The sequence below is a fragment of the Paenibacillus sp. VCA1 genome, from assembly GCF_031583795.1.
GTDB lineage: Bacteria > Bacillota > Bacilli > Paenibacillales > Paenibacillaceae > Paenibacillus_AQ > Paenibacillus_AQ albilobatus.
The window spans coordinates 142,188-154,778 of sequence record NZ_JAVLSX010000013.1; the positions used below are offsets into that span (position 1 = coordinate 142,188).

The following is a 12,591-nucleotide window of genomic DNA, read 5'->3' on the forward strand; positions in this document are numbered from 1 at the left end:
TTCACAAAATTGAAAACCCTTTCAATTGAGCTGAAAGCAGAATGGTGATATAATTGATATCGTAGTGATAGTTATCATATCATCCGATTGATTTCAAGGTAGCCTGGAACGAATTTTGGGACGAACAGTTAACGATAGTTCAGTCCGATATGTGGAAGGAGTAATGCGATATGGGTAGAGTATCCGGCAAAGTAGCCATCGTAACCGGCGCTGCAGGCGGCATGGGCAAGGAGGACGCCTTGCTTTTGGCCAAAGAAGGGGCAAAAGTCGTCGTGACCGATATTCAGGAAGAGAAGGTTAACGAAGTCGTGGATCAAATCAACCAAAGCGGCGGCGAAGCGATCGGCTTCCGCCATGACGTCACGTCCGAAGAAGAATGGATCCGTATCATTGACGAAACGGTGGAAAAATGGGGCAAAATCGACGTTCTGGTAAACAACGCCGGCATCTCTTTGGCCAAATCGCTCGTGGATACGACGGCACAAGACTGGGACAAAGTCATGTCGATCAATTTGACCGGCGGATTTTTCGGCATTAAACATGTTATTCCGGTCATGCAGAAAAATGGCGGCGGATCGATCATCAACATTTCCTCGATCGCCGGCCTGACCGGCAGCAACGGCGCAGGTCCTTACACGGCAAGCAAAGGCGCGGTCCGTTTGTTGACGAAGGCGATTGCGATCGATTACGGCAAAGACAACATCCGCTGCAACTCGATTCACCCGGGTTATATTGAAACGCCGATGACCAAAGACCTGCTCGCCGACGACCAGATGACGAAATGGTTTTTGTCCAACACGCCGCTCGCCCGTTTGGGGAAAGCGGAAAATATCGCAGCCGGCGTCTTGTTCCTCGCTTCCGACGAATCCTCTTTTATTACGGGCGCGGAACTGGCCATCGACGGTGGCGTATCCGCCAGATAAAATCCTTCGGCTGTATTGCAAAAGCTCTCCGGGAAACTCCCGGGGAGCTTTTTTGTGCCGCCTGCAACCTTCCAGATGATGGAACCGTTAGTAGATAAAATGGGATTTATCCATCTTTCAGGGGGGATTCAGACATGAAAAAGCCGGGGTTATGGATGGCTGCGCTGCTGCTTCTCGCGGTATTGGCGAGCGGCTGTTCGTCGGGGGCACAAGACAAAAGCGCGGGAAATGAAGCGTCGGTCGAAACGCAAGCTTCTTCGGCGGACAGGGCGGAGGCGCCAAGCGAGGGGAAGGCGACGGAAGCCAAAAGCGAAATGGAAGTTCAGAGAGAAAATAGCGCAGAGGCACCGGCTTCCGCGGATGCTAAGCTTCCGGACGCATCGTCGCAAATCCAGGCTTCAACTGCGAGCATCCAGTCGCAGGATCTGGCGGACGGACTGAACAAAAAGCTGATGTACAAAGCGAATATCGTGATGGAGACTAAGGACTACGGAGCGGCGCAGACGGAAGTCCGGAATATGGTGACGCTGTCCGGCGGGTATATCGTCAATTTCAGCGAAACCGAGTCCGTGAGCGAAAAAGGAGGCACGTTTATCGTCAAAGTTCCGGCGAACGGCTTCTCCTCCTTTTTATCCCGGCTAGAGCACATCCGGCATGAAAATCTTCAGCGCAGCATCGAAGGACAGGACGTAACCGAGGAATACGTCGATCTGGAGTCCAGGCTCAAGGCCAAACAGCTCATGGAGGAACAGTACGTCAACTTCATGAAAAAAGCGACCAAAACAACCGATCTCGTCGCTTTTGCCAATGAGCTGGAGCGCATCCAGTCGGAAATCGAGCAGATGAAAGGCCGGATGCGTTACATCGATCAGAACGTGGCCTATTCGACCGTGGAAATCCGTCTGTATGAGACGCCTAAAAAACCGGATGACCCAAAACCGTCGGCCGTTCAGACACCGCTCGGGCACCGCGTTTCCCAAGCTTTTCAAAGCAGCGTCGACGTCATTTCGTTGATTGTGCAGTGGATCATCGTGATTCTATCCGGCTCGCTTCCCGTGCTCATCATTGCGGCGCTCGCATTTCTGGTCTGGCTGCTGGTCAGGAAAGCGGGGCGGCGGAAACGGGAAGAGGCGGCCCAAAAGCGCCGGCTGCTGAATCACGGACCCGCATCGGACCAAGGGCATTCCGAAGGACAACATGACGAAGAAAAAAACGGAAAGGATGAATAAGGGAGAAAACGTGCCAAAAATCGCCTGAAGCGCACATAACTTGGCCTTCATTGTGGCATATTACCACTAGTTTGTGAATGTAGACCATTTTTGATGGAGAGGTGATATCCACATGAAGCGCTTAGCGATCGTATTGGCTGCGGCGCTGCTGCTGTGCTGCGGCTTTCAGCAAACCGCGTCGGCGGACGGTCCTTACCATTTCGGATTCAAAAAAAGCAAAAACGGCCAGCTTCCATCCATAAACGAAGAAGGCTTTAAAGAAGTATTGCAGAAAAACGAAGCGATTTTTTTGGGGGACACCTCCCGCAAGGAGCTGTACTTGACGTTCGACAATGGCTACGAAAACGGGTTTACGCCCAAAATTTTGGATGTGCTGAAGGAGAAAAAGGTTCCGGCCATCTTCTTTCTTACGGGCCATTACGTCGAGGATAAACCCGAGCTGGTCAAGCGCATGGCGGCGGAAGGGCATCTGATCGGCAACCATTCCTGGTCCCATCCCGACATGACGCAAATTTCGGATAGCCAGTTGAAACAAGAGCTTGCAAAAGTAAAACAGGCGGTGGCGGCCGAAACCGGGCAGCAGGTGATGAAATTCGTGCGCCCGCCGCGGGGGATTTTTAATGACCGTTCGTTGGCGGTAAGCCGCAAGGAAGGTTACGTCAGCGTATTTTGGTCGGTTGCATACAAGGATTGGGACGTCAACGACCAGCGGGGCGCGGATCATGCCTACAGGCATGTGATGGCCCAATTGCACCCGGGGGCGGTCATTCTGCTCCATTCGATCTCGAGGGACAACACCGAGGCGTTGGGCAGAATCATCGACGGGGCTCGGCAGCAGGGCTACGAGTTCAAAAGCCTGGACGCGATGAAAGTAAAAAACTACTGAATCATCCGGAAGCGCCATCAGAGGCATTCCCCGGCGGGGGATGCCTCTTTTCATTTTGAGCTGCGGGGCCTGGATCAATGGGAAAGAGAAAATGCCGCTTAAGTCGGGATAGTTTTATTGAAGCAATGTAAAATAAAATCGCTGGATTTGTAAAAAACGGCAGGAATCGATTATACTGGACAACGTGCAAAAACTTTTGGGCAGAAAAGTCAGCAATGCAGGGCGCCGACTGAAGGAAGGAGAAGATTTTTTGCTGTTATCATGGGATTATTCGCTGTTTAGCTGGATTAACGATGCGGCTGGCAGTCACCCGGCCATTGACGCGATCATGCGTTTTTTATCCAAGGATGCAGAGTATTTGTTTTATTTGGCTGTGATCGTATACTGTTTTACACGGAAAGGAAAGGACCGCGGAATGGTCGTGCAGGCTCTGGTTTCGGCCTGTCTTGCATTTGGCATCGGGTTTGTTTTGAGCCATCTATTTTACCGGGATCGTCCTTTCGTTACCCATCATGTTCATCAAATGATCGAGCACGCGGCGAACGCGTCGTTCCCGAGTGATCATTCCATAGGGTCTTTCGTCATCGCGTTTTCGATATTTTTATGCCGCAAAAAGGACGGAGTCTTTTGGCTCATTCTTGCTGTGTTGATCGGGTTTTCCCGGATTTGGAACGGGGTTCATTACCCGACGGATGTCATCAGCGGCGCAATTATCGGAATCGTGTCGGCACTTGTCGTTTACAAGCTTTTTGACAAGCTGGTCTGGCGCAAACGCAGCCGCAGCCGTTCCTCAAGACCGTTTCCCGGCGATTATTCGCGGTAAGAGGGGATAGCCTTGGGTACGAGCGCGGGACAAGCGTCCTTGAATTGCATATCCGACTCAAAGAAAGCCGTTAATAGCGCAGTTCGCGCCGTTAGCGGCTTTTTCCGTTGCTTATTGTTACTAAAGAAAATGATTAGTCTCAAAGAAGCGTTGTTGGAGGTTAAGCAGCGTTGAAGGCATAAGATGAATGAAAAATAATGATAATGATTATCAATATCGAGAAAATGTAAAGAATGATATCAATGATATCCGCTTTAACAAAGGGAAAATATTATTTTTATTTAGGTTTAATATTGATATTGATAATCATTATCAATGATGTTAAACTGGAATTGTTAGCTAGTAAACAATATTTTGATGAAATTGGAAAACGGTCCGAAAACGGTACGGGTTGAATTTAGCCAAGGGAAGGAGCCGTAGAGAAAGTGGAGCATGCCGATGATCAAAAAAAGGCCATTTTCAGACTGCATTGGAAGTTCATTCATCTGACGGAACAATACGAAACCCAGGAACATGCCAATTTGGCTGAACAAGCCAGGGCGTGCGGGATCACGGATTGCCCGGAAAGCGTCACGAGCATCCACGTCGTCGACTGCATTGGCAAGCATGAGCCCATTAACAATACCGCGATTGCGGAACATATGGAATTGTCCAAGGCAAGCATTACCAAGATCAGCGCCAAGCTTGTCGACCACGGGTTCATTGCGCGGGCGCGCATGCGCGACAACAAGAAAGAAATTTATTTTCACCTGACGCCGAAAGGCAGAAAGCTTTACGAACTGCATGATAAGATGCACCGCGCCGGGGAAGAGTGGATTGACCGTTTTCTTGGCCGTTATTCCGGAGCCGAGCTCGATTTCATCAAAACTTTTTTTGAAGACGCCGTAAGCGAAGTGGAAAACGCCATTCAGGAGGAGATGTAAAAATGAACACGACATTGCGAATTGACCAACTGCGGGCATCCGTTGAGGGAAAGGAAATTTTGAAGGGGCTGAGCCTCGAAGTGAGGGGCGGCGAAATCCATGCGGTCATGGGACCGAACGGTACGGGGAAAAGCACGCTTGCTTCCACGCTGATGGGACATCCCAAATACGAGGTGCTGGGCGGCTCGGTGACGATAAACGGGGAGGATCTGCTCGAGATGGACGTCGATGAGCGCGGACGGGCCGGCTTGTTTCTCGCGATGCAGTATCCAAGCGAAATTACGGGCGTGACCAACTCCGATTTTATGCGCAGCGCCATCAACGCACAGCGCGGGGAGGGAAATGAAATCTCCCTGATGAAGTTCATCCGCCTGATGGAATCGAACATGAACACGCTGGAAATGAATCCGGAGTTTATGCACCGTTATTTGAACGAAGGTTTCTCCGGCGGGGAGAAAAAGCGTAACGAGATTTTGCAGATGATGATGCTCCAGCCGAAAATCGCGATTCTCGACGAAGTCGATTCGGGTCTGGACATCGATGCGCTTCGCATCGTCGCCCAAGGCGTCAATTCGCTGCGCAGCGCGGACCGCGGGTTCCTGATCATCACGCATTATCAGCGGCTTCTGGACTATATTACGCCCGATTTTGTCCATATCATGATGCAGGGCAGAATCGTCAAATCCGGCGGGCCCGAGCTGGCGCAGCGGCTGGAAGCGGAAGGCTACGAATGGGTCAAGGAGGAACTCGGCATCGAAGACGAGACGGTCGGGCAAGACGAGGACGAGTTTTCAATGCCGATGAACACGACGGGGCCAAAAATCCGATAGATGCAGGGGGAATCTGAACATGAATACGGAGATCACGATGTCTTTGGACAAGGATCGGGTGCTTGAAGCCTTCCGCACGGAAAAGGAGCCGGAATGGGTGACGGCGCTTCGGGAGCAAGGCTTTCGGCTTGCGGAAGAGCTGCCGCTGCCTAAGCTGGAAAAAACAAAAATCGAAAGATGGAATTTGGGAACGTTCGGGGAAATCACGCGTCCGAAGCAACGTGCTTCCCTGAAGGAGCTGGAAGGCACGGTCTCGGAATGGATCGAATCCGATAACGTGCTTGTTCAGCGCAACTCCGGGATCGAGTTCCAGCGGCTTGGCGAGGAGCTTCGGGAACAAGGCGTTATCTTCACCGGCCTCGAACAGGCGGTGAGGGAATATCCGGAGCTTGTCAAGCCGTATTTGATGCAGGCGGTCCGGGCGGACGAAAACCGGGTTACGGCCATCCATGCCGCGCTTTGGAGCGGAGGGGCGTTCCTTTACGTTCCGAAAAACGTCCACGTCGCCGAGCCGCTGCAGGCGCTGTTCCGTTTGGATGACGAAAAAGCCTGCTTTATGCCGCATGTGCTGATCGTGGCCGAAGAAAACAGCTCGGTCACCTTCGTGGAGAACGCCATATCCGAGGTAAGCGCAAAACATGACCAATTCGGCATCATGGAAGTATTCGTCAAACGCGGGGCCGAGGTCCATGTCGCATCCGTGCGGGGCCTTGGCGAACAAGTGACGGACATGACCTACCGCCGCGCGCATGTCGAAGCTGACGGCCGCATCCGCTGGATCGTCGGCGAGATGGACGCCGGCAACGCCATGGCGGACACCGCGTCGATTCTTCAAGGGGACGGCGCGGATTCGGACGCCAAAGTGATCTGCGTCGGGGCGGGCGAACAGCACATGAATTTGACGACCCGCGCAGTGCATATCGGGCAGTTTTCCACCAGCGACATGGTGACACGCGCCGTGATGCGCGAAGACGCGACGGCGATCATTAACGGCATCACGAAAATTGAAAAAGGGGCGAGCGGCACCAACGGACAGCAGACCGAAAAAGTGCTGATGCTGAGTCCGAAGGCCCGCGGCGACGCCAATCCGATTTTGCTGATCGACGAGGACGACGTGCAGGCAGGGCATGCCGCCAGCGTCGGGCAGGTGAACCCGGAACAGATCTTTTATTTGATGTCCCGCGGCATTGCCCGGGCGGAAGCCGAGCGGCTGATCGTCTACGGATTCCTCGCTCCCGTCATATCGGAAATTCCGAACGACCGTTTGCGGGAACGGCTGCAGGCGCTGGCGGAACGCAAGCTTGGACAGGCTTGAACAAAGGAGGGAATGGATCATGGCTAAACAAATGCCTGAATTGGATGATTATAAATACGGTTTCAAGGACGCGCACCAATCCGTCTTTCAAACGGCCAAAGGGCTGAGCCGCGACGTCGTCGCCGCCATCTCGGAGATGAAGGGGGAACCGGCGTGGATGCGCGATTTCCGCTTGAAAGCGCTGGAGCAATTTTTGGCGATGCCCGTGCCGCAGTGGGGAGGGAACCTGAACGACCTGGACTTCGACGATATCCACTATTACGTGAAGCCGGCCGAGCGCCAGGGGAAAACATGGGAAGAGGTTCCTTCCGAGATCAAGGAAACCTTCGACAAGCTGGGGATTCCCGAAGCGGAGCAAAAATACCTTGCGGGCGTATCCGCGCAATACGAATCCGAAGTGGTGTATCACAGCATGAAAAAGGAGCTGGAAGAGCAGGGCGTCATTTTTACGGATACCGATACCGCGCTGCGTGAGCACCCCGAGCTGTTCAAGAAATATTTTGCGACGGTCGTTCCTCCGAGCGACAACAAGTTCGCCGCGCTGAACAGCGCCGTCTGGTCCGGCGGCAGTTTCGTTTACGTGCCGAAAGGCGTGAAATGCGAGGTGCCGCTGCAGGCTTACTTCCGGATCAACTCGGAAAACATGGGACAATTCGAACGCACGCTGATCATCGCGGACGAAGACAGCTTCGTTCATTACGTGGAGGGCTGCACCGCGCCGATCTACAGCACGAATTCCTTGCACAGCGCCGTGGTGGAAATCATTTGCCGGAAAAATTCGCGCGCGCGGTACACGACGATCCAAAACTGGGCGCCGAACATTTACAACCTGGTGACGAAACGCGCGGTGGCGGAAGAAAACGCGAATATGGAATGGGTGGACGGCAACATCGGCTCCAAGCTGACGATGAAATACCCGTCGGTGCTTCTGAAAGGCCGCGGCGCGAAAGGTTCCGTGCTGTCGATCGCCGTTGCGGGCAAAAACCAGCATCAGGATGCCGGAGCGAAAATGTACCATCTTGCGCCGGACACGACGTCGACCATCATTTCCAAATCGATCAGCAAACACGGCGGTAAAGTGACCTACCGGGGGCTGGCTTCGTTCGGCCGCAACAGCGAGGGTTCCAAATCGAACGTCAAATGCGATACGTTGATTCTGGACAAAGAATCGACCTCCGATACGATCCCGTACAACGAAATCAAAAACGACAACATTACGCTTGAGCATGAGGCAACCGTATCCAAGGTTTCCGAGGACCAGCTGTTTTATTTGATGAGCCGCGGCCTCAGCGAGGCGGAAGCGACCCAGATGATCGTCATGGGCTTCATCGAGCCGTTTACGAAGGAGCTGCCGATGGAATACGCGGTGGAAATGAACCGTTTGATCAAATTCGAAATGGAAGGGTCCATCGGATAAAAGAGGGTCTTTAGCATGGTTGTGTCGGATATTATCGTTCGGGACGTAGTGAAAGTGAAGGAAAGCGACCGAATCAGAGACGTTTTGGAACGGTTCCTCCTCTATCGAATTTGCGAGCTTCCGGTCGTCAATGACCGTAATGAAATCGTCGGCTGGATCAGCGATCGGGAGATTATGAAGCGGATCGGCAGAACGAACCCGGCCATCGTGCCGGCGATAATGTGCTGCGTGTTGTTCCCTTATGCAGTTTGGTTCGACGATGAGGAAATAGACCGGAAGCTGTACCGTTTGCTGGACTGCAACGTCATGGAGGTCGCCACGCGCAAAGCTCCGGTAGTCCGATTCGACTCGGAACTCGACGATGCTGCGGCCTTGCTCGGAAGACTGGGCGCCTGTTCGCTGTTTGTCGAAAAAAACGGGGTACTGGCGGGAAAGATCAGTCCGGGCGACATCCTTCGTTGCGTCGCCGCCGGCCGCTAGGCAAGCAAACAATAGGTAAAGGAATGAAGATGGATGGCAAGAATGAACATTTCCGAGATCATCAAAGACGCAAGACAGGTGATTCGTTTTTCGGAGGATTCGGTACCGCGCGAGGCGATCGTGGAGCTGCTGAACGATGCGGTCTACGCCGCCAAGCCGAATCGCGGCCTAAGCGAGCCTTGGCGTTTCATCCTTCTGGACAGCATGGAAGCCAAAAGCAGGCTGGTCGGCATCATGCTTGAGGTCGGCGCGGAGCTGGGCAGGTACGACAGAAATAAAGCCAGGATCAAGGAACAATTCGCCGACATGGCGATGAGCGTGCCGTCTTATCTTATTGTCGTCATGCAGGAGCATCCGGATCAAACGGGATGGGAGGATGATTTTGCCACAACCTGCTGCATGATTCAAAATTTCAGCCTGCTCGGTTGGGAGAAAGGGATCGGCATGACTTGGCTCAAGGACGACGATGTATGCGATTCCCCGCAGTTTCGCGAATGGTTGGACATTCACTCCGGCGAAAGAGCGGTGAGTATACTAAGCCTCGGCTATTACGAAGACGTTCCCAGATTAAAGGAGCGGGTGCCGGCCGCAGAGAAGCTGACCATTCTGTAGCATGGATTAACAAAAAAGGTGTCTTTTTAAAGCCGATCCTGAAAAAGGATTGGCTTTTTTCTTGCGTTTCATGTAACTTTTTATTGAAAACATGCGTCTTATTTTCAAAGCTTGAAGAAATATGGAGGATCGTAGACGATGAGCCAGACTTCGCTTCCGAAAAGATCTACCGTAAGACAGCAATCGATAAAAAATAAAAAACGAAGAAAAAGAAAAAAAGGTTTTGGATGGTTTTTTTCCCGTTTCATCATGGCCGTATTCATTATAGGGATTCTTGGTGCCGGCTGGTTGTTCCTGACGCCAAGCGGCAACGACGTTCGTTTTCTGATGGCGGATACGCTCATTACGACGCAGCACCGTTATTTGGCCAAATATATTATCGGGCAGGCCGAACTTGACCGCAGAGTCGCGGAATACAACAAGCGCTTCGAAGCGATGGGCGAGGAAAAGGATATGCATCAGATTCATCTCCCGATTCCGGAGCAGACATCGGCTGAGACTTCCCCACAGAAAAAACCGCTCGTCGAAATCGAGGAAATTTCCGGCAAAGGATATCACGGCTATGTCATGACGGTAAACGATCCGACGAAAATACGCCTTGGCGTGCCGAAAAACCGCGGGAAGGGCGAAAAAGTCTCGAGCATGGTGAAGCGGACCGGGGCCATTGCAGGCGTCAACGCCGGCGGCTTTGCCGATCCGAACTGGAAAGGCAACGGGTTTAAGCCGATCGGAATCGTCATCTCCCAGGGCAAGCTGTATTACAACGGCCTTGGAAACAGCAAGTCCACCCAGGTCGTGGGCATCGACAAAAACGGCAAAATGGTTGCAGGCCATTATTCCTTGAAGGAACTCAGCGATATGGGCATCAAGGAAGCCGTCACCTTCCAGCCGCGGATTATCGTCAACGGCAAAGGATTGATCCGGAATGCCAGCGAAGGCTGGGGCATCGCGCCGCGGACGGCGATGGGCCAACGGGCCGACGGCGCCATTTTGTTCGTTGTGATCGACGGCCGCCAGCCGACATACAGCATCGGCGCCAATTTGTACGACGTCCAGCAAATCATGCTGGAGCACGGAGCCGTCATCGCGGCCAACTTGGACGGCGGTTCATCGACGGTACTCGTGAAGGATAACCAAATCGTCAATAAGCCTTCTTCGGAATACGGCGAACGGTACTTGCCCACGGCATTTCTCGTGTTCGAGCATCCGGAAGACGTGAAAATTCCTAACATTTGGGCCGGCCTCAATCCGCAAGATATCGACCCGGGGAAAAAATAAGGCATCATATTCATCATAGCGCACCAATTTTGGGATGTAATGACCGGACCGGATATTCGATGCAATCCAGGCTTTTTGCGGAAATAAAAAGGACAGCCTTGAGCATATCAGAAACAAGGCTGTCCTTTTGGCGTTCCATTATAATCGGGATAATGGCATTATATTTTTTTACTGTACATGATGCCGATCGTTTTCGGGCCGCAATGGCTTGAGATCACGCAGCCCGCCGTGGAAAGAGCCACCTCGCGGGCGTTTGTTTTTTCCTGAAGCGCCTTCTGCAGACGGATCGCTTCTTCTTCCGCAAATGAATGGACGACCACAATAAGGTCGTTGTCCATCAGGCCGCTTTTCTCCAAAGCGTTTTGCAGCATCTGATTCGTCGCTTTTTCCTTTTTGCCTCTCACTTTGTAGGCCGGGGTCATTTTTCCGCCAATGACCTTGATCACGGGGCGGATGTTCAGCAGGCTGCCGAGCAAATTTTGCACGCCGGAGCAGCGCCCGCCCTTATATAAATATTCGAGCGTATCGATCACGAATTCGGATTCGACCTCCGGCCGGACGGCTTCGAGCAGGTTCGCGATCTCGTCCAGGCTTTTGCCTTCCCTGGCGGCATGCACGGCTTTCATGACAAGCAGCCCGATGGCGCTGGAAAGGTTCAAGGAATCCACGACGCGGATCGAAGCTTCCGGAAATTCGCCGGCCGCGATCAGGGCGTTTTGATAGGTGGCGGATAAACCGGAGGATAAGCTGATGTAAAGGATCGAATCCCCCTGTTTGACATGCGGCTCGAAGGCAGCCATAAAATCCGCAGGGGACGGGGCGGCGGTCTTCGGCAAGCTTCCGCTTCGGGACACTCTCTCATAGAGCTCGGCCGGGGTAATGTCCACCCCGTCGCGGAGCTGCTCGTTGCCGAAAACGACGTACAGCGGGACGATCCCGATGTCGTATCGGCGGACCCACGCCTCCGGCAGATCGCTTGTGCTGTCAGCGAAAATTTTGATTTTTGGCATGAACATCTCCCTTATGGTTTTTTCACGTATAAAATGCCGATCGTTTTGGCCCCGCAATGCGAGGAAATAACGCATCCGGCATCGGAGACGGCGACTTCGCTGGCGCCGGTTTTCTCCTTAAGGATCCGTTTCAGCTCCTGTGCGTCTTCATCGGCCATGGAATGGGTAACGAAAATCAGGTCGGGGTCCATTTGATCCCGGTTGACCAAGGCGTTGTTCAGCATTTGCTCCAATGCTTTTTCCCTTTTGCCCCGCACTTTGTAGGCCGGAGTCATTTTTCCGTCGATGACCTTGATGACCGGCCGGATTTTGAGCAGGCTCCCGACGAGATTTTGCATGCCGGAGCAGCGTCCGCCCTTATATAAATAATCCAATGAATCGATCACGAACTCGGTTTCGACGAGAGGTCTGACGCTTGTGACCAGCTCGGCGATTTCACGCGCGCTTTTTCCTGCTTCGGCCGCTTTGACCGCCTTCATCACCTGAAGCCCGATGCCCGTGGACAGGTTTAAGGAATCGACGACCGTCACCTTTCCTTCCGGAAATTCTTCCGCGGCGATGAGCGCGTTTTGATAGGTGGAGGATAATTCCGAAGATAAGCTGATATATACGATGTCTCTGCCTGCCTCGATGTCGGGGGAAAAAGCCTGCACGAAGTCCGCCGGCGACGGTGCCGCCGTTTTCGGCAAGCTGCCGGTTTTGTCCACTTTCGCGTAAAGCTCGGCCACGGAAATATCCACGCCGTCCCTATAAGTCGTATCCCCAAACGTGACGTACAGCGGAATTATGCCGATTCCGTAATCCCGAATCCATTCCTGCGGCAAATCGCAAGTGCTGTCGGCAAAAATTTTAACTTTTGGCATTT

Annotated in this window: 13 protein-coding genes; 11 read left to right on the forward strand and 2 right to left on the reverse strand. The window is 52.9% G+C overall.

Annotation, left to right across the window (positions count from 1 at the left end; translation table 11 throughout):
• The first annotated feature begins 170 nt into the window (after positions 1-170).
• The 11 genes from RJP21_RS25340 to RJP21_RS25390 all read left to right on the forward strand — a co-directional run bounded on the left by RJP21_RS25340 (position 171) and on the right by RJP21_RS25390 (position 10,716).
• Positions 171-923 (forward strand): SDR family NAD(P)-dependent oxidoreductase, encoded by a 753-nt coding sequence (locus tag RJP21_RS25340; RefSeq protein ID WP_310861767.1) that lies wholly within the window; start codon positions 171-173, stop codon positions 921-923.
• Between the two features lie 134 nt (positions 924-1,057).
• Positions 1,058-2,152 (forward strand): DUF4349 domain-containing protein, encoded by a 1,095-nt coding sequence (locus tag RJP21_RS25345; RefSeq protein ID WP_310861768.1) that lies wholly within the window; start codon positions 1,058-1,060, stop codon positions 2,150-2,152.
• A gap of 112 nt (positions 2,153-2,264) precedes the next feature.
• Positions 2,265-3,038: a delta-lactam-biosynthetic de-N-acetylase gene (pdaA, locus tag RJP21_RS25350; protein WP_160043206.1), complete on the forward strand. Its 774-nt coding sequence runs from the start codon at positions 2,265-2,267 to the stop codon at positions 3,036-3,038.
• Between the two features lie 250 nt (positions 3,039-3,288).
• Complete coding sequence (locus tag RJP21_RS25355) at positions 3,289-3,861, forward strand: undecaprenyl-diphosphatase (protein ID WP_160043207.1); 573 nt, start codon at positions 3,289-3,291, stop codon at positions 3,859-3,861.
• A 425-nt stretch (positions 3,862-4,286) separates the two neighbouring features.
• Positions 4,287-4,784 (forward strand): MarR family transcriptional regulator, encoded by a 498-nt coding sequence (locus tag RJP21_RS25360; RefSeq protein ID WP_160043208.1) that lies wholly within the window; start codon positions 4,287-4,289, stop codon positions 4,782-4,784.
• 2 nt (positions 4,785-4,786) lie between these two features.
• Positions 4,787-5,614 (forward strand): Fe-S cluster assembly ATPase SufC, encoded by an 828-nt coding sequence (sufC, locus tag RJP21_RS25365; RefSeq protein ID WP_310861769.1) that lies wholly within the window; start codon positions 4,787-4,789, stop codon positions 5,612-5,614.
• Between the two features lie 19 nt (positions 5,615-5,633).
• Positions 5,634-6,929: a Fe-S cluster assembly protein SufD gene (gene sufD, locus RJP21_RS25370; RefSeq protein ID WP_310861770.1), complete on the forward strand. Its 1,296-nt coding sequence runs from the start codon at positions 5,634-5,636 to the stop codon at positions 6,927-6,929.
• Between the two features lie 19 nt (positions 6,930-6,948).
• Positions 6,949-8,346: a Fe-S cluster assembly protein SufB gene (gene sufB, locus RJP21_RS25375; RefSeq protein ID WP_310861771.1), complete on the forward strand. Its 1,398-nt coding sequence runs from the start codon at positions 6,949-6,951 to the stop codon at positions 8,344-8,346.
• A gap of 15 nt (positions 8,347-8,361) precedes the next feature.
• Positions 8,362-8,826, forward strand: a complete 465-nt coding sequence (locus RJP21_RS25380; RefSeq protein WP_310861772.1) for a CBS domain-containing protein — start codon at positions 8,362-8,364, stop codon at positions 8,824-8,826.
• A gap of 33 nt (positions 8,827-8,859) precedes the next feature.
• Positions 8,860-9,438: a nitroreductase family protein gene (locus RJP21_RS25385; protein ID WP_310861773.1), complete on the forward strand. Its 579-nt coding sequence runs from the start codon at positions 8,860-8,862 to the stop codon at positions 9,436-9,438.
• Between the two features lie 138 nt (positions 9,439-9,576).
• The gene (locus RJP21_RS25390) at positions 9,577-10,716 is read left to right on the forward strand and encodes a phosphodiester glycosidase family protein (protein WP_310861774.1); all 1,140 of its coding nucleotides are present in this window, start codon (positions 9,577-9,579) and stop codon (positions 10,714-10,716) included.
• Between the two features lie 158 nt (positions 10,717-10,874).
• On the opposite strand, the gene RJP21_RS25395 is transcribed toward RJP21_RS25390, so the two are convergent.
• The gene (locus tag RJP21_RS25395) at positions 10,875-11,726 is read right to left on the reverse strand and encodes a DegV family protein (RefSeq protein WP_310861775.1); all 852 of its coding nucleotides are present in this window, start codon (positions 11,724-11,726) and stop codon (positions 10,875-10,877) included.
• Between the two features lie 11 nt (positions 11,727-11,737).
• Positions 11,738-12,589 carry a DegV family protein gene (locus RJP21_RS25400; protein ID WP_212957847.1) on the reverse strand — a complete coding sequence of 284 codons (852 nt, stop codon included), beginning with the start codon at positions 12,587-12,589 and terminating at the stop codon, positions 11,738-11,740.
• Positions 12,590-12,591 lie beyond the last annotated feature (2 nt).

Coding starts and splice junctions, on each gene's coding strand:
- sufC (WP_310861769.1), top strand. CDS start 4,787: ATGAACACGACATTGCGAATTGACCAACTGCGGGCATCCGTTGAGGGA.
- sufD (WP_310861770.1), top strand. CDS start 5,634: ATGAATACGGAGATCACGATGTCTTTGGACAAGGATCGGGTGCTTGAA.
- RJP21_RS25380 (WP_310861772.1), top strand. CDS start 8,362: ATGGTTGTGTCGGATATTATCGTTCGGGACGTAGTGAAAGTGAAGGAA.
- RJP21_RS25390 (WP_310861774.1), top strand. CDS start 9,577: ATGAGCCAGACTTCGCTTCCGAAAAGATCTACCGTAAGACAGCAATCG.
- RJP21_RS25395 (WP_310861775.1), bottom strand. CDS start 11,726: ATGCCAAAAATCAAAATTTTCGCTGACAGCACAAGCGATCTGCCGGAG.
- pdaA (WP_160043206.1), top strand. CDS start 2,265: ATGAAGCGCTTAGCGATCGTATTGGCTGCGGCGCTGCTGCTGTGCTGC.
- RJP21_RS25400 (WP_212957847.1), bottom strand. CDS start 12,589: ATGCCAAAAGTTAAAATTTTTGCCGACAGCACTTGCGATTTGCCGCAG.
- RJP21_RS25340 (WP_310861767.1), top strand. CDS start 171: ATGGGTAGAGTATCCGGCAAAGTAGCCATCGTAACCGGCGCTGCAGGC.
- sufB (WP_310861771.1), top strand. CDS start 6,949: ATGGCTAAACAAATGCCTGAATTGGATGATTATAAATACGGTTTCAAG.
- RJP21_RS25345 (WP_310861768.1), top strand. CDS start 1,058: ATGAAAAAGCCGGGGTTATGGATGGCTGCGCTGCTGCTTCTCGCGGTA.
- RJP21_RS25385 (WP_310861773.1), top strand. CDS start 8,860: ATGGCAAGAATGAACATTTCCGAGATCATCAAAGACGCAAGACAGGTG.